Source organism: Gracilibacillus sp. Marseille-QA3620 (assembly GCF_054950035.1).
The window spans coordinates 3122440-3141332 of sequence record NZ_CM143102.1; the positions used below are offsets into that span (position 1 = coordinate 3122440).

Genomic DNA, 18893 nt, shown 5'->3' on the forward strand with positions numbered 1-18893 from the left:
ACCTTATTGATTCACTTTTACCATAGATGGTCGAATCACACGGTCCTTAAGTTTATAGCCTTTTTGAAGCTCTTCCACAACAATGTTTGAACCAAAGTCTGGATTATTATCCTGCATGACAGCCTGATGCTGATGCGGGTCAAATTCCTCTCCGACAGCTTTGATTTCTTCAACGCCTTCTTCCTTAAGGGCTGCTTGAATACCGCTTAAGACCATATTCATTCCTTGTAGAAGTGCCTTTGTTTCTTCATTATCTGTCGAAATCATAAGTGCTCGTTCAAAGTTATCCAACGCCGGCAGTAAATTTGTTACCAAGGATTGCGCTCTGTACTTCTGCGCTGCCTCTGCATCAAGCTTCACACGGCGGCGATAATTATCGAAATCGGCATAAAGACGCAAATATTTCGCCTCTGCTTCCTTCAGCTTTTGTTCAAGCTCAGCTTCCTTGCCTCCAGTGCTTTCCTCTGCTACCTCATCAGAAGCCGCATCAGCTGCACCAGATTCAGTTGAATCTGTATCTTGTGTTTCATTCACATCTGTTTCATCGAATATTTCTTCAATTGTTTCATCAACAGCTTGATCCTGTTTATTTTCAGCCACTGCTTCTCACCTCCCTATAAGCTTTGCCAATATATTCAAGAACGACATTACTACTATTACCGTTCCTTTTTATTTTGATACTGCTCCGTTAGCATCGCGCTCAAATTGTCAGAGAAAAAGGACAGTAAACCAATGACACGCGCATAATCCATTCTGGTTGGTCCAAGAATTGCGATGGAACCAAGGCTTTCATCACCTATGGAATACGTGGCGCTTATGATGCTGCAATTGCTTAACGCAAGATTATTATTCTCATGACCAATCCGGACATTGATGCCAACAGGTGTTTGACTCACTAAATCATACAGATCCTTTTCCTGTTCAATAACATTGAGAATCGCCTTCACTTTCTCAATATCATGGAATTCAGGCTGGCTGAGCATATTTGCTTTACCGCCAAAGAACAGCTTCTCGTTTGCCGGAATCTGCAATGTGGCCGCAATCATATTCAGCACCATATCATAGTTCGTGATATGCTGCTTTAATAGTACAGCAACCTCCTTATAGATCTTTTCCTTCAACTGGGTTAAAGGAACGCCTATCAGCCGTTCATTCAAAATATTAACGACTCTCTCCATTTCATCCATGTCAATGCCTGGAGGGAGATAAATCATCTTATTTTCAACATGCCCGGTATCCGTGACGATGATAGCTGTGGCAGTATTATTGCCAAGCGGAACGATTTGGATTCTGCGTAAATAATTATCCGACACAGCAGGCCCCAGCATGATGGTCGTATAATTAGTGATTTCAGAGAGAATGCCGGCAGAGCGCTGGACAATCTTCTCGAGCTCGAAAAGCTTATCTTTAAAAATCGATTTTAACTTATGGATGTCTTCCTTTTGAAGCTGCTGCGGTGATACAAGATGATCCACATAGTATCGATACCCTTTTTCCGACGGAATACGCCCGGAGGATGTATGAGTTTTCTCTAAGTATCCCATTTCCTCAAGGTCAGCCATTTCATTTCTGATTGTAGCCGAGCTCAGTGAAATGCCATCCTTCTTCGAAATATTGCGTGAACCGACAGGCTGAGCGGTCGATATAAAATCATCGATGATCACTTGTAATATAAGCAGTTGTCTGTTTGTTAACATCGATAATCACCCCTGTTAGCACTCTTTGCCTCCGAGTGCTAAGTCTATAAATAAAGTATCAAAACGGCCGTAACGTGTCAACGGTTATGATTATGTTTTCAGCGTCATTTTTTAACTATAATAAAAAATCCTGAAATACTTCATTGCCAATTAATTTTCCTTGATGGGTAAGCTTAATATTTCCGCCCTCTATGACAAGCAGTTCTTTTTGAAGGAAATTAGCGATGGCCTCACCGAATACATCGTTCATTTCAATACCAAAACGCTGCTTAAATCCTTGGATAGAGACACCCTCTGTCTTTCTCAGACCAAGGAACATCTCTTCCTCCATTCTTTCCTTCTTCGTGACATTTGCCTGATCAATGATAGGTTTCTCCCCATTTGCGATGTCATTCATGTATTTTTTGAGCGGACCATGATTATGGTAGCGCACCCCATTCAGATAGCCGTGTGCACCTGCTCCTAATCCATAATACTCCTCATTATTCCAATAGACGAGATTATGCTTGCTCTCAAAGCCCGGCTTGCCGAAGTTTGAGATTTCATATTGATGGTAGCCTGCCTTCTCCATCCGCTCCATTACATATTCATACATGGAAGCTTCCGTATCCTCTGAAGGGAGGGAGAGCTTGCCTTTATTCAGCATGATGTAAAAGACTGTCTTCGGCTCAATAATAAGCGAATAGGCTGAGAAATGAGGCAGCTCGAGTTCAAGCGCCCGGTTAATCGTGTCTTGCAAGTCCTCTATCGTCTGGCCAGGCAGGGAGTAAATCAAGTCAATACTGATATTCTCAAATCCCGCCTCCCGCGCCAGTTCAATATTCCGGTACACATCCTCGGAGGTATGTCCGCGGCCGATTTTCTTCAAGAGCTCTTCATTGAAGGTCTGTACCCCCAAGCTCAAGCGATTGACGCCTGCCGCCTTCATGACTGCGAGCTTTTCCTTTGTCAAATCCCCCGGATTGGCCTCCATTGTGAACTCATACTCATCCCCTAAGCGGATGTTCTCATGAATGGATGCTAGAAGCTTCTCCATTTGGCCAGCATCCAGCGCCGTCGGTGTTCCTCCGCCGATGAAGACCGTCTTCATCTCCCTCTTGCCCATTTGATAGAGTGACATTTCACCCGCAAGACTTCGAAGATATTCTTCAACAGGCTGGTTTTGAATAAAGAATTTATTGAAATCGCAGTAATGACAAATCTGCGTACAAAAAGGTATGTGAACATACATGCTTTGCGCCAAGGCAGAAGCACCTCTTTTCTTAAAGAACTATAGATGATCTATTATCACCATCATAATAAAAGAGAGGCCAGAACAAAAATGTCCGGCCTCTTTAGAACGTATTCTTGTTATTTTTTCGAATTGGAGTCATCCATTTTCAGGACAGCCATGAAAGCCTCCTGCGGCACTTCAACAGAGCCGACCTGCTTCATCCGCTTCTTCCCTTCCTTTTGCTTCTCAAGAAGCTTACGCTTTCGGGAAATGTCACCGCCGTAGCATTTAGCAAGGACGTTCTTTCTCATCGCTTTAATGGATGAGCGGGCAACAATCTTATTGCCGATTGCGGCCTGAACAGGCACTTCAAATTGCTGGCGTGGAATAAGCTCTTTTAATTTTTCTACGATAACCTTTCCGCGCTCATAAGCAAAGTCTTTGTGAACGATGAAGCTCAAGGCATCGACTGTTTCACCGTTTAGAAGGATGTCCATCTTCACAAGCTTCGATTCCTTATAGCCAATTAGTTCATAATCGAAGGATGCATATCCCTTCGTGCTTGACTTCAATTGATCGAAGAAATCGTAAACAATTTCAGAGAGCGGGATTTCGTAGATGATGCTGACACGATTCTCATCAATATACTGCATATCGATGAAATTACCGCGCTTTGTTTGGCACAATTCCATGATAGCTCCAACAAAGTCATTCGGTGCCATCAATGTCGCCTTCACATAAGGCTCCTCAATCTGGTCAATCTTCTGCGGGTCAGGCATATTGGACGGGTTATCAATATCGATTTCCGTTCCGTCTGTCATCTTCACTTTGTAAATAACACTCGGTGCGGTTGTAATCAAATCAATATTGAATTCACGTTCAATCCGCTCCTGGATGATTTCCATATGGAGCAGTCCAAGGAATCCGCAGCGGAAGCCAAATCCTAAGGCTTGAGATGTTTCCGGCTCGTATTGCAAGGCAGAGTCATTTAATTGGAGTTTCTCTAATGCCTCGCGCAAATCATTGAATTTCGCTGTGTCGATTGGATATAGACCGCAATACACCATCGGGTTTAGGCGGCGGTAGCCTGGAAGCGGCTCAGTTGCGCCGTTCTTCGCATTCGTAATCGTATCACCGACCTGGGTATCACCAACATTCTTGATTGCTGCTGTCAGGAACCCTACATCACCGACTGTTAATTCATCACAAACCGTCGCTTTTGGTGTATGCACACCAACCTCGATAACCTCAAATTCCTTGCCTGTTGCCATCATCTTGATCTTATCGCCAGGCTTCACTGTTCCTTCTACGACACGGATGTAAGCAATAACACCTCGGTAGGCATCATATAAAGAGTCAAAGATTAACGCTTTGAGCGGTGCTTCAGGGTCACCGCTTGGTGCCGGAACCTTCTCAGCAATCTGCTCAAGGATTTCCTCAATGCCGATACCGGCCTTAGCGGAAGCAAGAACCGCCTCAGAGGCATCCAGTCCAATCACATCCTCGATTTCCTGGCGCACACGCTCTGGGTCCGCGCTTGGCAGGTCAATTTTGTTGATGATTGGCAGGATTTCCAAGTCATTATCAAGTGCAAGATAAACATTTGCAAGCGTTTGAGCTTCAATACCTTGTGCAGCGTCAACGACGAGGACAGCCCCCTCACAAGCTGCAAGGGACCGGGATACTTCATACGTGAAGTCAACATGTCCGGGGGTATCGATTAAATGGTAGATGTATTCTTCTCCATCTTTTGCTTTATATTTCAATTGAACGGCATTTAATTTAATCGTAATGCCGCGCTCTCTTTCCAAATCCATGGAATCAAGAAGCTGATCCTTCATTTCTCTGGATGTGAGGGCATTGGTCTTCTCTAATATTCTATCCGCTAACGTCGATTTCCCATGGTCAATATGGGCGATAATCGAGAAGTTACGGATTTTCTTCTGTCTTTCTAGCCGTTCTTGATTATTCATTGTCGTTTTCACTCCTGTTACTTTCAAAACACAGATACTGTAGATTATAGCAGAAAGAAATTCAAACCGTAAACGGTTTATGCCCAAGCACAAAAATTAATTTCTCACACTCTCTCCCAATATCAAGAACAGACACGTCCCAAGAGGACTGAGCGCATATCCTGCTCAGATAAAATCCCGAAAAACAGACGTCCTTCGGGAATGTCATCATTCTTATTCATCTGAGATAAGCTTCGCCAAGCCTTGAAAGATATCTGTGCATGCACTCGAAATTCCTTTACCCGCACTTGACAGCGCATTATAGGCTTTCCATTCTTCCATCTCTTCCTTCTTCTTCTCTATATCACCAGTCGAGACTTCCTTTCCGAGCACAGTCGCATTGATCTCGCCCTCGCCCTCTTTCTTAACCGTAAAAGCTTCATACATCCTCGGGTCCTCATAGCCTTGCATCTTCTTCATATTTTGGTTGGCAAATTGCATACCCAAAATCACTCCGAAGAAAAGAAGCAGAACAAGCAAACTTGTTTTCCATATGAATTTACCCATTTAGCATTCTCCTTTATCGTCATTCATTCGGATGTCAGCTGCCATCACCCATGACTGCCTCTGCATCAAGTATATGCTCTGATAGCGCTCCTGCCAGCACTTCCATGGAACGATCCAATTCCTCCATCGTATTATCCACACCGCCCGCTTCCACTAGCATCGCATTCTCTGACAAGTCCTGATTAAATTTCCCGTTCGTGGATGCCCCCCTTTTCTCGAAGACACCACGGCTTAAGCCTGGGTATTTATCCGAGATACGTTTATGAATCTCCTTTGCCAGCTTCAAATTCTTTTCATAATTCGGGTTCTCTCCCCCAATAATGAAACAGATTTTTGCATAATCCTTCCCGTCTATCTTAATCGTCGTCACTTTTTTCCTTTGGGAATCCCGATGGACATCAACATAGTATTGGGCATCTTTCTTCTGGGCTATCGCTTCCTCGACTATCTTCCTTGATTCCGTGTATGAACTTGCATAATTCAAGTTCTTTTTTTGAAGAAGGGCATAGACATCTGTTTTATCCACCTCTGCCCCGACCCCTTTTTCTTCTAATGCCTCTTTTAGCTTATCGCCGACAAGGGTGACATTCACCTTCGAATGGGACGCAGCGTTAGGGTCTGTCACCCCTTTTAATAGAGGAAGATAGGACTCCCGGGTATGCGAGAAATAAATGAACACTCTTTTCTCCTTTGGTGCCGTTTGCTTCTTATCCTCCACATCATCTTTCTCCTCAATCTTCTCTGTATCGGAATCCTTCTCGAGGGACTCTGGCAGCGGAGCAGATTCAATCGGCATATTTGTATAGTTCGTCCCTTCCCCTGCAATCAGGATATCCCCATCAAAGAGGGAATAGCCGGGGAGCTCTCTCCCAAGCAGGCTTCTAGGGTCATCCATCGTTATATTGGTTACATATTGAAACAGCTGCTCACCGATTGTTGGCACATCCCCATCAGGAAGTGATTGCTGAAGATACATATTCCCTTTCATGAGATGCTTGTATAGTGTCTTGCCAGCCATTTGTTTCGTTGCTTCATTTAATGAATTAGATGAAACCCGGTATTCAGGCTTCAAAGCAGTCAACAGCCCAATGAATAAAAACAGGACGATCATGGCACCGGCAAAATAGAAAAGAAACCGAATAATGGTGGCTGCTTGCAATGCAATTATCAGATTAGACTTTGTCCGTTTCATGGTTCCACCCTTTCAGGAGCATTCTAGTAAATTGTATGCTCTGATAGAGTTGCTAGAACCACTGTTTCTATTTAGTGTGTGTAATATCCAGCGTTATCCTGATCAACCGCTTGATGCAGGGCCGCATTCAGACCATTCGCTACTAGATTGGCCATATCCTCAATAAAGACATCCACTTCCTTCGGCGTTACCATCAAATTATGGCCAAGCGGGGAAAGCACTTCATGAATGAGTCTTCTCTTCTCCTCCTCCGGCAACGTTCCGATGATGCCGAGGAAGGTTTTGCGATGCTCCTCTTCTGGAAGATCATCTTCATTGAGTTTTTTCTTCTCGCCAAAGGTCATACCCGCCGGAGCGAGTGCTCTTGACGGCCTGTCCCCTTCCTTCAATTCACGGCCAAAATGCTTCAATATATAATCAATCGTATCAGCTGTGATCGTTACCGCATCCACCACGGTAGGAATACCGACTGAAATGACAGGTATGCCAAGTGTTTCTTTGCTTAATTCCTTCCGCTTATTGCCAACACCAGATCCTGGGTGGATGCCTGTATCCGTTATTTGGATGGTTGTATTGACCCGGTCGATGGAGCGGGCCGCAAGTGCGTCAATCGCAATAATGAAAGCCGGATTCGTTTTTTCGACTATTCCCTTGATAATATCGCTCGTCTCAATTCCTGTCAGTCCCATTACCCCAGGAGAGATGGCACTTACAGGCCTGAAACCTTTCGAAACGGCAGTCGGCTGATATTCAAATAAATGACGGGTAACGATAAGGTTCTCAATAACTGACGGTCCAAGTGCATCCGGCGTAACATGCCAATTCCCAAGCCCAACAACAAGACAGGAATCATCAGCTGAAAGTCCGATCCTCTTCAGGATATATCCCAGCTGCTTCGCAAAAACTGCCTCTACCCGCCTTTGCAGCTTGGAATCCTGCTCCCGAATCCCTTGCATTTCCATTGTGATATAAAAGCCCGGCTTCTTCCCGACCTCTTTCTCCCCTTCCTCTGTGATCTCCACATAAGAAAGCTCGATTCCGTCAATTTCTTTTTCCTTTAGAATGACGCCGGCAATCTTTGAGGTATCCTCCACCTCTTCAACCAGCAATTCTCTTGCCTCAACAGCCAGATCCGTTCGGACAGCGTACTGGGATAAGTCCAGTTCCTTATTCAAACAAATTACCCCCTTCGACATTCTTTTCCTAATAGGATTGCCTGATTAAGAGGGTCTCATTCTTTCGCCAAGTCAGAATTGCATTTTCACCCCAAAAAAAGATACCCAGCTTGCAAACATCAGCCAACCCGCATAAACTCAATGTAAAGATGGGAAACTTAACAGTAAAATCCGCTATTCCGTAAGCAATTTTTATTTTGCTCCATCTTGAGTATTGCATTAAGAAATACATTTTGATAGAATATCATATGTTGCGAATGTTAATTGATAAGAATATCGAGTTGACATAATTCGGATTCTGGAGGTGAAACAAATGGCAAATATTAAATCCGCTATCAAACGTGTTAAAACTAGCGAAGCTGCTAGAGCTCATAATATCGCTCAAAAATCAGCTGTACGTACAAACGTTAAGAAAGTAGAAGCTGCTATCGCTTTGAACGATGCAACTGCTGCTAACGAATCAATCGTAGCTGCTGTTAAAGGACTAGATAAGGCTGCAACTAAAGGCTTAATCAGCAAAAACGCTGCTGCCCGCAAAAAATCTCGTCTTATGAAAAAAGTGAACAAACTTAACGCTTAATGAAACGCACCCTTTTTAGGGTCGTTTTTTTTATCGCAGGCCATGGTTTATCGGATGTTTGCCCAACCTCCCTTAAACCATGGCTTTTTCTTTCTCCCTCATCCTCCATATGCATACTTTCTATTCTGAACCTCTCCTTTAAATCATACATTGATGAAAAAGGATTGTGCAGGAAAGGAAGAGACGCTATGCAAATCCATGTAGTCAGACAAGGAGAAAGCATTTATTCCATAGCTCAGGCCTATAATATAAGCGCCAATCAAATCATTTCCTCAAATGTTCTGCAAGCACCAAATGAGCTCGTCATCGGTCAGGCACTCGTTATCCCCATCACCGGCAGGTATCATTGGGTGCAGCCCGGGGAAACTCTCTCAAGCATCGGAAGGATGTTTGGTGTAGCTCCTCAGGAAATCGCAGATGCGAATAATCTCTCAATAGATGAACCCCTTAAAGAGGGATTACGGCTATATATCCCCCCAAGTCCAAAACGATATGCTCAATTCAATGCCTATGTTGAACCTAGGGGGACAACAGTCTCTGAGAATCTCGAGCAGGAATCCCGGATAGCCGCTCCCTACTTAACCTACTTATCTCCATTTAGCTACAGGGTATTGCGAGACGGCAACCTGAAAGCCCCCTTGCTGGATGATTTTCCGGCAATCGCGAGTAATTCAGGCGCCGTCCTTGTCATGGTCGTAACCAATCTTGAGAACGACGGCTTCAGCGGCGACCTAGCTAGTCAGATTCTTAATAACGAGGATCTTCAGAATGTGTTATTCGACCAAATTACCGAAACAGCGAGAAAAATTGGTTTTCGAGATATTCACTTTGACTTCGAAAACCTAAAGGCAAGTGACCGAAATGCCTATACTTCCTTTCTTAGAAGGGCAAAAGCCCGATTTTCCAAGGAAGGCTGGCAAGTATCCATTGCTCTTGCCCCGAAGACAAGTGCCGGGCAGAAGGGTTCCTGGTATGAGGGCCATGACTACAAAGCACAGGGGGCGGCGGTCGATTGGGTACTGATTATGACATATGAATGGGGCTACAGCGGAGGGCCGGCACAGGCAGTCTCCCCGATTGGGCCTGTTCGTCGCGTTCTCACCTATGCTATATCAGAGATCCCCTCAAGAAAAGTGATGATGGGGCAGAATTTATATGGCTATGATTGGACTCTTCCCTTTGTAAAAGGATCTGTCGCCAAAGCCGTCTCCCCGCAGCAGGCGATTGCGATTGCCAGGCAGTACAAGGTGGATATTAAGTATGATTACACAGCCCAGGCACCGTTTTTCAGGTACACTGATGAGGATGGTCAGCAGCATGAGGTCTGGTTTGAGGACGCCCGTTCTATCCAGGCAAAGTTTAATCTCGTCAAGGAGCTTGATTTACGCGGGGTCAGTTATTGGAAGCTAGGGCTCTCCTTTCCGCAAAACTGGCTCCTTCTGCAGGATAATTTCAATGTTACCAAGCTTTAAAAAAGAAGGAATCCCTCCAGCAAAATGCAGAGGGATTCCTTCTTTTTCATGATTGTAATATGAATAATTCCAGTTGTATTTCTTTATCTCCTAATCCAGTCTTCATCCGGTAATCAAGCTCTGCCAGCTGACCAAGTGCCCGGAGAAGGCTCTTTTCCGAGAAATCATTGATTCGTTTCATCGCCAGCTTTACCGGATACGGGCTCATCTTCAATTTCGACGCAATTTGCATTTGTCCATATCCTTGCGAACTGAGCTTCTTGACCTGTAAAATGATACGATACTGCCGGGCAATCGCAGCAAGTATACGAATTGGCTCTTCCTTTAGGATCAACAGCTCCTTATAAAGCTCAACCGCCTTTTGCTTTTGGCCATTCAAAATGTAATCAACGAGATCGAATACATTCTGATCGAAGTTCTTCGGCACAAGCTTATCGACCATCGCCCCATCAATTACTTGCTCATTAGCCGCATAAAGCGCAAGCTTCTCAAGCTCTGTCACAGCCATCATTAAATGATTGCCGGTAAGAGCGAGAAGTGTCTCAATGCCATCCTGGGTAATCGTGACCCCTAGCGCTTTCGAGTGATTGGCAATCCACTTGGCCAAATCTCTCTCATATAACGGTTTTGATTCTAGCACTGCCGCATTCCGTTTCAATTCTTTCGTAATCTTCTTACGCTCGTCCAATTTAGGATAGGGCGCAACAAAGACCGCAACCGTCGTTGGTGAAGGATTCGACAAATAGGCTTCAAGCCGTTTCAAGTCATGCTCCACCTTGTCCTTTTTGCGCTCAGCTGTCAAGAAGGATGGGCTATTTAAAATTACAACACGACGCTCACCCATGAATGGCAAGGTTTCCATCTCCTCAATCGCTACTTCCACCGGTGTTTCCTCTAGATCAATGGAAGCAAGATTGAATTCCGCATCCTCATCTGCCAATGCATGCTCACATATGAGCCTCTTCGTCTCTTTAATGAAGTATTCTTCCTCTCCATATAACAAATAAACCGGGCTGAATCGTCCGCTTTTAATTGAATTCCACAAATCAGTGACCAAAATTATCGCCTCTAACTATAATATGCTTCTTTCATCCTAATCGATAGCGACCATATTTGACAAGTGGTTGCAGGAGAACCGGAACACTCCGGCCTCCTGAAATATATATTAACGCCTTCTTGCCGGACCCGGGATACCTAACAAGAAAGCGAAAAAGCGCTTAGTTTGCAGAGATTCTACCGCCTCATTCCGAAATTCTGTAAAAATTTGATAAAAATATGGTGATTGTGGATTTTTTTGACTATTTGTTCTATACTTGTATAGAGGTCAGGGGGGTGGATTGATGAACGAGTTTGAAAAGAATGTCCAATCAAAAACGAATGATGTCTCAGATTCCATCGTGGGGTTCGTCGTTTCATTTGGATTTTTCGCAACCATGTTTATTATCGCCGTAGTCATCCAGCTAATCGGCGGCTAACAATTTTTCATATGCAGTTATCACGGCGGCCCATTAGGCCGTTTTTTTATTTAGCGGGTCATTCGCATGCTTCATACTATGGAGGATAGGTCAAAAGCGTGCCAGTTTCTTTCCCAAAAAATCGATAGCTGATGCTCCCTTGCCGATCGGTTCGGTACACTTTGATTCCTTCAGCTTGAAGAGTATCGATCACTTCCTGATGCGGATGCCCAAATCGATTATTCCTTCCAGCTGATAGGATGGCCGATACCGGACTTACCGCTCGAATGAATTCTTCAGAACTCGAATTCTTGCTCCCGTGATGCCCAACTTTTAAAATATCCGCCTTAAGGAATAGTCTATGATTCATCAACGTATTCTCTCCGCTGTGCCCCAAATCCCCGACGAATAGCCAGTCAAGCCCGCCAATAAAGGCTTTAATAACAATAGAGGATTCATTTTTCTCCTCTTCCTTACCCGAAGGATGCAGGATGTTGAATTCAGCATCATCCCTTCTCCAGCCCATCCCTCTGTGTACCTCTATAATAGGTATCTGCTGCCTAACGGCCAGCATGGTGGCACGCAATCCTTTGAAATTCTCCCTTTGCTCAAAGGGAATGACCATCTCCTGTACATGAAACGACTGGAGGATAGCAGCCCCTCCGCCAATATGATCCTGATCCGCATGAGTGACGATGAATTTATCGATATGCTTGATTCCCTTGCTCTTTAAAAAGGGAACAAGAATAGCCTCTCCCGGGTCATATTCCTCCTCACGCTGTGCCCACTTCTCTTTTTGAAAAGTCATGGTACCGCCAGCATCAATTAAATAGACTCCTCTGCCATACGGCAATTGAATCAAGGTGGCATCCCCTTGCCCGATATCAACAAATGTCACCTCCCCTTCATCTGAAAAGAATGCATAATGATACTGATAGAAAAGAACAGCAGCAAGGCACAGACCGCTCATCCAGACTCGACGTAATCTGCGTTCCCAATGGGAAAGGAAGATTAAAATGGCCAGGACAGCTGCGGCCATAATCATCACTGACGGCTTTCCAAATAAAAGTACAGCAAAAGGAAGATCCGCCATTATAGACGCAGTCTTCTCAAGCAATTGATACAATCCATTGAGGAATCCCATAGCCGGTTCCTTAAGAAATCCCAGCAAAACAACCCCATATACAATCATCGTTGCAGGAAATAACAAAAAAGAAAACAAAGGAACAAAGAGAAGATTGGAAAGAAAACCAATGAGGGACACCTCATAGAAATGAAAAACAACTATAGGCAAAGAAGCTGCCTGACAAATTGCTGTCATTAGAAACAAAAGGGAAAGAGAGCCTTTATTTCGGTAGAGGTTTGAGGAGAGAACAAGGGCATAGGTCAGCACGAACGACAATTGAAATCCAGCTTGAAAGAGCTGATACGGATCGATAATCAAATAAAGAATAAAACAAATCGTCAATGCCTTTTCAGCCGAAAGGCGAACACCAATGGCTTGTCCGGAAAAGAAGAGAACGGCCATAGCGGCTGCCCTAATAATAGAAGGAGAGAGCCCGGTCATAACGGCATAAAGGGGGAGAACGGCTGCCACAAGCAATGCAGCTCTGGAACGGGAGAAGCCAAGGCGAATGCACATATAAAAGAAAAATGCCGCAACAAGACCAACCTGCGCGCCCGATAACGCTAGAATATGGACGATGCCAAGCTGTTGAAACTGATCATACAGATCCTTCGGCAGCTGCTCCTGTTCACCGAATAGTAAGGCTTCGGTGAAACTGCCAGCAGGTTCCGGATAAACCGCCCGGATTCGCTTGATTTCCCTCTCTCTCAGCTGTGAAAGCTTAGTCACAAACCCCTCCCTTCCCGTATCCAACACATCCATCTTATTTATCTCCAGAATAAAAAAGGCTTGCTTATAACGTAGATAGGTGCTGAAATCAAACCCGTTCTCAATCGTCGGGGCAGATGGCAAGGTTAATTCCCCTGATGCCTTAAAGCTTCTTCCCGAAAGAATACTCTCATCAAGGAAACGTGCCTCCTCAAAGCTTTTGATCGTATAGGTGACCCATAATCTTTCTCCCGATTCCAACCGGGCAAAACCGTTGAGACGGTCCCCATCCCGCTTAGGCATCCCGAGAAATTGCAGACTGAAGGTTGTTTCCTTCCCGCTTAATTCACTGACATTCAATCGGTCCACACAATAAACATACCCCGTTGATAAGGTGAAAAAGAAAATAAGAATCATCAAATAGATAAAGGGAAAACAAATGGATAGGAATAGAAAATACAAGAGGATAAAAGAGAATAAATAACGATAAGGATAAAGAGGGGCTGTAACGCCAAGTGCAGCCGTTACAGCCATATGATAGATGAACCGGCTGTTCATATGTGTTAATCCAGTGCCGGGAACAAATCATTTGCCTTTTGCCAATACTCCGCAATCTCCTGCTCAGAGGCACCTGAAATACGGAGCTTATCAATCAATTCTGTCACAAGCTCTGCTTTCTTCGTGTCATGAAAATCTACCCATTTCGGGTCGACATTTACTTGAATGACCTTCACTCCTGCCTGCTCAAACAATTCCTCCGCATAGGGGTGGTTCTTATAAGCCTCTGCATAGTAAATCGTCTTAATACCTGCTTGAATTAATGCCTTACAGCACTGAAGGCAAGGAAAATGCGTCACATAGATTTCTGCTCCATCAACGGGTACGCCGAATTTAGCGCATTGCAGCAAGGCATTCATTTCTGCATGGATGGTGCGTACGCAATGATTGTCTATCACATAGCATCCCTCATCCACACAATGGACACCTCCGGCGATTGAGCCATTATATCCCCCGGCAATGATTCGGTTATCACGTACGATGGTCGCTCCAACCATCAGACGCGTGCAAGTACTACGTAAAGCAAGCAAATGGCTTTGAGCCATAAAATATTGATCCCAGGAAATACGCTCCATGTATGTCCCTCACTTTCTTCTGTCTTGCTTACAATTTAACAAGAAAACTTTGCTTGAGACAACCCTTTTTGCTGGTTTAGCTCGCAATTAAATCTTTTAACTTTTCGAACGTTTTATCCCCAATGCCTGTAACAAGCTTCAAATCGTCAATCGATCCAAAGGATCCTAATTCCTCTCTTTTCGCTATGATGGCGGCCGCCTTGCTCGGCCCAATTCCCGGCAGCTCCTGTAATTCTTCAAGGGAGGCCTTATTAATATTTATGAGGCTGCCGGCCGCTCCCGCTCCCCCTGTCCCGCCGGAGGAGATTTGACTTGCTTGGACATCCTCACCAGCTTTAGGGATATAAACGACCATTTCATCTTCCACAAGCTGTGCCATGTTAACCTGTGTGCTGTCAGCAGCTTTTGTCAGACCTCCCGCCATCCCAATGACATCAGTTACCCGGTCACCTTGAGCAAACTCATACACACCTGGCTTTTTGACCGCCCCTTTAATATCCACTTTAAGTACTAGCGGCTCTTCCTTTTCCAGCTTCTTTTCCGCCGCATCCAGTTGAATGGTCTCCACATTCTCTGACCATTCAACCTTATCATTCTTAACCGCTGCCTCCTCATCCGTCCGAATAAAGAAGATGAATGTGAAGCCAAGCAATACAGCCGCCATGACAAGCGGCTTTTTCTGCCTTTGCCAAAATTCATTGATTTGTCTATTCATAACTTTCACCTGCCGATTCATATAATGTCTGTATTTGCATATATTTTGATAAGAAATAATGGATATGGCCTATTCATTTAGGAGGAGATGAAACATGATTACCGGCATCATTGGGACAGGGAATATGGGAACCATACTGGTCGAAAGCCTAATTACTTCAGGCTTCTTGAATCAGGAGCAAGTAATGATCAACAACCGGACTCCCTTTAAAGCAGCCGTTTTAAAGGAAAAGTATCCTGGCATTTCAATTGCCAGCTCAAGTGTCGAAACAGCCAAAAGCGCAGATTTAATCTTCCTTTGCGTCAAACCTCACGAAATGCATCCATTACTGGAAATCATGGAACCGCATTTAACCCGAGAGCAATGCCTGGTCACAATCACAAGCCCTCTCTCACCAAGACAGCTAGAGAAAACCGTACGCTGCTCTTGTGCACGACTCATTCCGTCTATTACAAATCGAGCGCTGTCAGGTGCCTCTATTCTAACCTTTGGGGAATCATGCACAGAGAAATGGCAGCAGCTATTGCACGATTTAGCCTCAAGTTTCTCAAGGCCGCTTCAAATCGAGACCCGGTATACAAGAGTAACATCTGATATCGTCAGCTGCGGACCCGCTTTCTTCAGCTATCTTGCCAGAAGCTTCATTGATGCAGCCGTTCTACATACGGGAATCAATAAGGAGCAGGCCACAGAGCTGACTCAATCCATGTTAATTGGTCTTGGCGAACTATTGAATCAGCAGCATTTTACGCTGCCCGCACTTCAGGAGAAGGTATGTGTTAAAGGAGGAATCACTGGAGAGGGCATCAAGGTACTCGATGAGGAATTAGAGGGTGTGTTTAAGCGATTGTTTGAAGCAACAGAGAAGAAATTCGAGGAGGATGTCGGGGAAGTTGAGGAGCAGTTTGGGGTGCCTTACTATTAATGTAATTCCATGAAAAAAAGAGATATCCTTCTTCTGTTTTAAAATTTTTTCTGAGCGGCTCTTTTAGCCGTTTTTTATGTTCGACACTTCATAATAAACGGCCTCCATGAGGATTCCTTTTGAGAAAATAATTAAAATAGCCTGGGACATGACTAAATTAGCTGTATCCAAAACCGAATGATGCATTGAATTTTTATTAAACTAAGCAAGAAGTCAACCGCCTGCAACGAAAATCACCGGTATTCTAATAACAATATTCATCTTCAACAGAACTAAACTAAATAGAAAAAGCCGAACTATTTTAAAGTGCAGTTTAAAATAGTGACATTTATTTCTAACTCTAGACAGGAGGATAGGACACCAATTGAAAAAGGCTGTCCTTTATATCTTGAATTACCTGACATAAAGGACAGCCGCTTGTATTTATTTTATTATTTCATTCGGCACACAAAGAATATTCTTTCTGCTTCATCAACTGATGCCTGATGGAAATCACCGGCAATCTCCAAGCATTCAAAGCCGCTCTCATCCAGCCATTTCACATAGTCTTCCACTGGGTATGTACGCTGATCATGATCCTCATCAAATCGGACATATGCATCCATTTGTTCGTCATACATGAAGAAGGTCAGCTCATGATGAACACTGTGGGGTTCATCCCCTTTCCAAGCATTCCAGATAAAGCTGACATCATCGCCATTATCCGCATATACCTGATCATTGAAAAGGGTGGCCATCTTGTGAATAGAATGGACATCAAATAAGAATAGTCCGTCCTCCTTTAGATGGGTACCAACCCTGGCGAATGTCTTCTTGATATCTTCCTCTCCATCAAGATAATTTAGAGAATCACAGAAGATTAAGACCAAATCATACTGGCCAAGACCGGAAAGCTCCCTCATATCTTGATGGAAATAATGAATGGAAACGCCCTCATCAAAAGCCTTCGCCATAGCGACTTCAAGCATTTCCTCTGATAGGTCGACTCCTGTCAGTTCAAAGCCCTCTTTACTAAGGCGGGTCGCTAATTCACCGGTTCCGCAGCCTACATCAAGAATGTTCCGCCCGCTTAAAGGGTACTTTTCTGCAATTTCTTTGACAAAGTCCACCCAGTCATCGTATGGGGCCTCCTTCATCAAATTATCGTAGAAATAGGCGAAATTCTGATAGCTCATAGATTCAATTCCTGTGCGGATACAGATGGAGCATCTCCCCATAGGCGCTCCAGCTTGTAGTAAGAACGATCATCTTTATGGAAGATATGTGCCACGACATCCCCCATATCCACCAATACCCAGCGAGCTTCATCGAAGCCTTCCATCTTGCGTACCTCAAAGCCTGCTTCTTCCACTTTTTCTTTCATTTCACGGGCAATGGCCTGAACTTGCTTGTCAGAATTACCGTGACAAATAATAAAATAATCAGATACGAGAGAGATACCCTTCATGTCTAGCACGATCATATCCTCTGCTCGTTTATCATCAGCAGCTTTTGCTGCAATATGCAATAACTCTTTTTCACTCACTTGTTGTTTCCTCCCTTGTGCATAGCAAAATCATTATAGGCATGGAAGGTATCCGGATAGATCATCTGCTGCTTTGAAATCAGAAAGGCAATCGTATTGCCTATCGCCTTCATCACGGCATCATCCAAACTCTGTTCGGCAATAGCCCTCACTTCATCTACACCCGGGAAACTCCTCCCTGGCTCTATATAATCTGCTAAATAAATTATTTTCTCCAATTCCGTCATTCCCGTGCGTCCTGAAGTGTGGTAGCGGATCGCTGATAGAATTTCTTCATCCTCTACTCCCGCTTCCTCGTGGACAAGCACTGCTCCAACAGGGGCATGCCATAGCTCGGTGTTGGCTGTAAGCAGTTCTGCCGGCAGATGATAATCCTTAATGATTTGTTCCATTTCATCCAGCGGACGATACTTAGCATAATCATGATAAATAGCGGCCAGCTCTGCTTTATCAGCATCCACTCCATAGCGCTGTGCAAGCTCTTTAGCGCTTTTAACAACTCCTAAAGTATGGATATAGCGTTTCTCAGGCAATTGCTGTCTGACTAATTCAAGTGCTTTTGTTTTATCCATTTTATCCATATAAACGATTCTCCTCAATATATAGCTTGACCTCTTCAGGGACTAAATATTTGATGGATTTCCCCTCTTTAATTCTCGAACGAATAAGAGAGGAGGAAATAGAGATCTCTGGTATATCTGCCATCGTGACAGGATAATCCGTTTTTTCTTGGTAGCCTGGTCTCTTAACGCCCGTAAAGTGAACTAACTGTGCCAGCTCATCGACCTGCTTCCATTTCGGCAAGTATTCAATCATATCTGCCCCAATAATGAAATACCATTCTGAATCCGGCTCCCTCACCTTCAACAGCTTAATGGTATCAATCGTATAGGAGGGACCCTCCCGTTCCCATTCAATCGTATCAATACGAAAGAACGGATTCCCCTTGGTGGACAACTGGAGCATATCCAGCCTTTCTTGATTCGTCGTCGATGTCTTCGTCTTATGGGGAGGGATGTGATTGGGCAAAAAGCGTATTTCATCTAGTTCAAGCGCCTCTCGAATCCCTTCTGCCACAATTAAATGACCGATGTGAGGCGGGTCAAACGTCCCGCCTAAAATACCAACTTTCTTCATGGATATCCACCCTTCTTTACAGCGTAAATTATGAAGGAAGAATGATTTGTTTATTTTCCCTTGATTCTTTGTACAACACAATTGTGTTTCCGATGATTTGTACAAGTTCAGCTCTTGCTCCTTTTGAAAGCTCTTCCGCCACCGTATCGCGGTCTTCCTCACAGTTTTGCAGGATGCTGATTTTGATGAGCTCTCTCACTTCAAGCGCTTCTCCGATTTGTTTGATCATATTGTCATTTACCCCGCCTTTTCCTACTTGGAAAATCGGCTGGAGTGTATGCGCCTTTGAACGCAAGAATCTTTTTTGTTTACCTGTTAACAT

20 protein-coding genes are annotated in these 18893 nt (G+C 44.3%); 4 read left to right on the top strand and 16 right to left on the bottom strand.

What is annotated here, in order from left to right; genetic code table 11:
- Window positions 1–3: 3 nt before the first annotated feature.
- The 7 genes from grpE to gpr all read right to left on the bottom strand — a co-directional run bounded on the left by grpE (window position 4) and on the right by gpr (window position 7796).
- The gene (gene grpE / locus ACY8DX_RS15770) at window positions 4–600 is read right to left on the bottom strand and encodes a nucleotide exchange factor GrpE (RefSeq protein ID WP_462405587.1); all 597 of its coding nucleotides are present in this window, start codon (window positions 598–600) and stop codon (window positions 4–6) included.
- 56 nt (window positions 601–656) lie between these two features.
- Entirely contained in the window at window positions 657–1697 is a 1041-nt protein-coding gene (hrcA, locus tag ACY8DX_RS15775) for a heat-inducible transcriptional repressor HrcA (protein ID WP_049670089.1), read from the bottom strand.
- A gap of 115 nt (window positions 1698–1812) precedes the next feature.
- Window positions 1813–2940, bottom strand: a complete 1128-nt coding sequence (gene hemW / locus ACY8DX_RS15780) for a radical SAM family heme chaperone HemW (protein ID WP_462405588.1) — start codon at window positions 2938–2940, stop codon at window positions 1813–1815.
- A 107-nt stretch (window positions 2941–3047) separates the two neighbouring features.
- Window positions 3048–4883 (bottom strand): translation elongation factor 4, encoded by a 1836-nt coding sequence (lepA, locus tag ACY8DX_RS15785; RefSeq protein WP_049670087.1) that lies wholly within the window; start codon window positions 4881–4883, stop codon window positions 3048–3050.
- A gap of 213 nt (window positions 4884–5096) precedes the next feature.
- A complete protein-coding gene (locus ACY8DX_RS15790; protein WP_049670086.1) occupies window positions 5097–5429 on the bottom strand; it encodes a DUF3679 domain-containing protein in 333 nt (110 codons plus the stop codon).
- Window positions 5430–5463: 34 nt separating this feature from the next.
- A complete protein-coding gene (gene spoIIP, locus ACY8DX_RS15795; protein ID WP_049670085.1) occupies window positions 5464–6621 on the bottom strand; it encodes a stage II sporulation protein P in 1158 nt (385 codons plus the stop codon).
- A 71-nt stretch (window positions 6622–6692) separates the two neighbouring features.
- Complete coding sequence (gene gpr, locus ACY8DX_RS15800) at window positions 6693–7796, bottom strand: GPR endopeptidase (RefSeq protein ID WP_049670084.1); 1104 nt, start codon at window positions 7794–7796, stop codon at window positions 6693–6695.
- 313 nt (window positions 7797–8109) lie between these two features.
- Between gpr and rpsT the strand changes: the two genes are divergently transcribed.
- Window positions 8110–8376 carry a 30S ribosomal protein S20 gene (rpsT, locus tag ACY8DX_RS15805; RefSeq protein WP_049670083.1) on the top strand — a complete coding sequence of 89 codons (267 nt, stop codon included), beginning with the start codon at window positions 8110–8112 and terminating at the stop codon, window positions 8374–8376.
- A 188-nt stretch (window positions 8377–8564) separates the two neighbouring features.
- Window positions 8565–9848, top strand: coding sequence for a glycoside hydrolase family 18 protein (locus ACY8DX_RS15810; RefSeq protein ID WP_049670082.1), 1284 nt, complete (start codon window positions 8565–8567; stop codon window positions 9846–9848).
- Between the two features lie 46 nt (window positions 9849–9894).
- Here the strand turns inward: ACY8DX_RS15810 and holA are convergent, their stop codons facing one another.
- Complete coding sequence (gene holA, locus ACY8DX_RS15815; protein ID WP_049670081.1) at window positions 9895–10905, bottom strand: DNA polymerase III subunit delta; 1011 nt, start codon at window positions 10903–10905, stop codon at window positions 9895–9897.
- Between the two features lie 283 nt (window positions 10906–11188).
- Here holA and ACY8DX_RS15820 point away from each other — a divergent pair, with 283 nt between their 5' ends.
- Window positions 11189–11323 (top strand): YqzM family protein, encoded by a 135-nt coding sequence (locus tag ACY8DX_RS15820; protein ID WP_049670080.1) that lies wholly within the window; start codon window positions 11189–11191, stop codon window positions 11321–11323.
- A 76-nt stretch (window positions 11324–11399) separates the two neighbouring features.
- On the opposite strand, the gene ACY8DX_RS15825 is transcribed toward ACY8DX_RS15820, so the two are convergent.
- The 3 genes from ACY8DX_RS15825 to ACY8DX_RS15835 all read right to left on the bottom strand — a co-directional run bounded on the left by ACY8DX_RS15825 (window position 11400) and on the right by ACY8DX_RS15835 (window position 14984).
- Window positions 11400–13694: a DNA internalization-related competence protein ComEC/Rec2 gene (locus tag ACY8DX_RS15825; protein WP_462405589.1), complete on the bottom strand. Its 2295-nt coding sequence runs from the start codon at window positions 13692–13694 to the stop codon at window positions 11400–11402.
- A gap of 5 nt (window positions 13695–13699) precedes the next feature.
- Window positions 13700–14269 carry a ComE operon protein 2 gene (locus ACY8DX_RS15830; protein WP_049670078.1) on the bottom strand — a complete coding sequence of 190 codons (570 nt, stop codon included), beginning with the start codon at window positions 14267–14269 and terminating at the stop codon, window positions 13700–13702.
- A gap of 76 nt (window positions 14270–14345) precedes the next feature.
- The gene (locus tag ACY8DX_RS15835; RefSeq protein ID WP_053103715.1) at window positions 14346–14984 is read right to left on the bottom strand and encodes a helix-hairpin-helix domain-containing protein; all 639 of its coding nucleotides are present in this window, start codon (window positions 14982–14984) and stop codon (window positions 14346–14348) included.
- Window positions 14985–15078: 94 nt separating this feature from the next.
- Between ACY8DX_RS15835 and comER the strand changes: the two genes are divergently transcribed.
- A complete protein-coding gene (comER, locus tag ACY8DX_RS15840; RefSeq protein ID WP_049670077.1) occupies window positions 15079–15909 on the top strand; it encodes a late competence protein ComER in 831 nt (276 codons plus the stop codon).
- 431 nt (window positions 15910–16340) lie between these two features.
- On the opposite strand, the gene ACY8DX_RS15845 is transcribed toward comER, so the two are convergent.
- Genes ACY8DX_RS15845 through yhbY form a run of 5 tightly spaced genes read right to left on the bottom strand, consistent with a single transcriptional unit; the run spans window position 16341 to window position 18893 of the window.
- The gene (locus ACY8DX_RS15845) at window positions 16341–17084 is read right to left on the bottom strand and encodes a class I SAM-dependent DNA methyltransferase (protein WP_049670076.1); all 744 of its coding nucleotides are present in this window, start codon (window positions 17082–17084) and stop codon (window positions 16341–16343) included.
- The gene (gene rsfS / locus ACY8DX_RS15850; protein WP_049670075.1) at window positions 17081–17434 is read right to left on the bottom strand and encodes a ribosome silencing factor; all 354 of its coding nucleotides are present in this window, start codon (window positions 17432–17434) and stop codon (window positions 17081–17083) included. Before rsfS ends, ACY8DX_RS15845 begins: the two co-directional genes overlap by 4 nt.
- Window positions 17431–18006 (bottom strand): bis(5'-nucleosyl)-tetraphosphatase (symmetrical) YqeK, encoded by a 576-nt coding sequence (gene yqeK, locus ACY8DX_RS15855; RefSeq protein WP_049672796.1) that lies wholly within the window; start codon window positions 18004–18006, stop codon window positions 17431–17433. The genes rsfS and yqeK overlap by 4 nt, the downstream gene beginning before the upstream one ends.
- Window position 18007: 1 nt before the next feature.
- Window positions 18008–18571 carry a nicotinate-nucleotide adenylyltransferase gene (locus tag ACY8DX_RS15860; RefSeq protein ID WP_049670074.1) on the bottom strand — a complete coding sequence of 188 codons (564 nt, stop codon included), beginning with the start codon at window positions 18569–18571 and terminating at the stop codon, window positions 18008–18010.
- Window positions 18572–18599: 28 nt separating this feature from the next.
- Window positions 18600–18893: a ribosome assembly RNA-binding protein YhbY gene (gene yhbY / locus ACY8DX_RS15865; RefSeq protein ID WP_049670073.1), complete on the bottom strand. Its 294-nt coding sequence runs from the start codon at window positions 18891–18893 to the stop codon at window positions 18600–18602.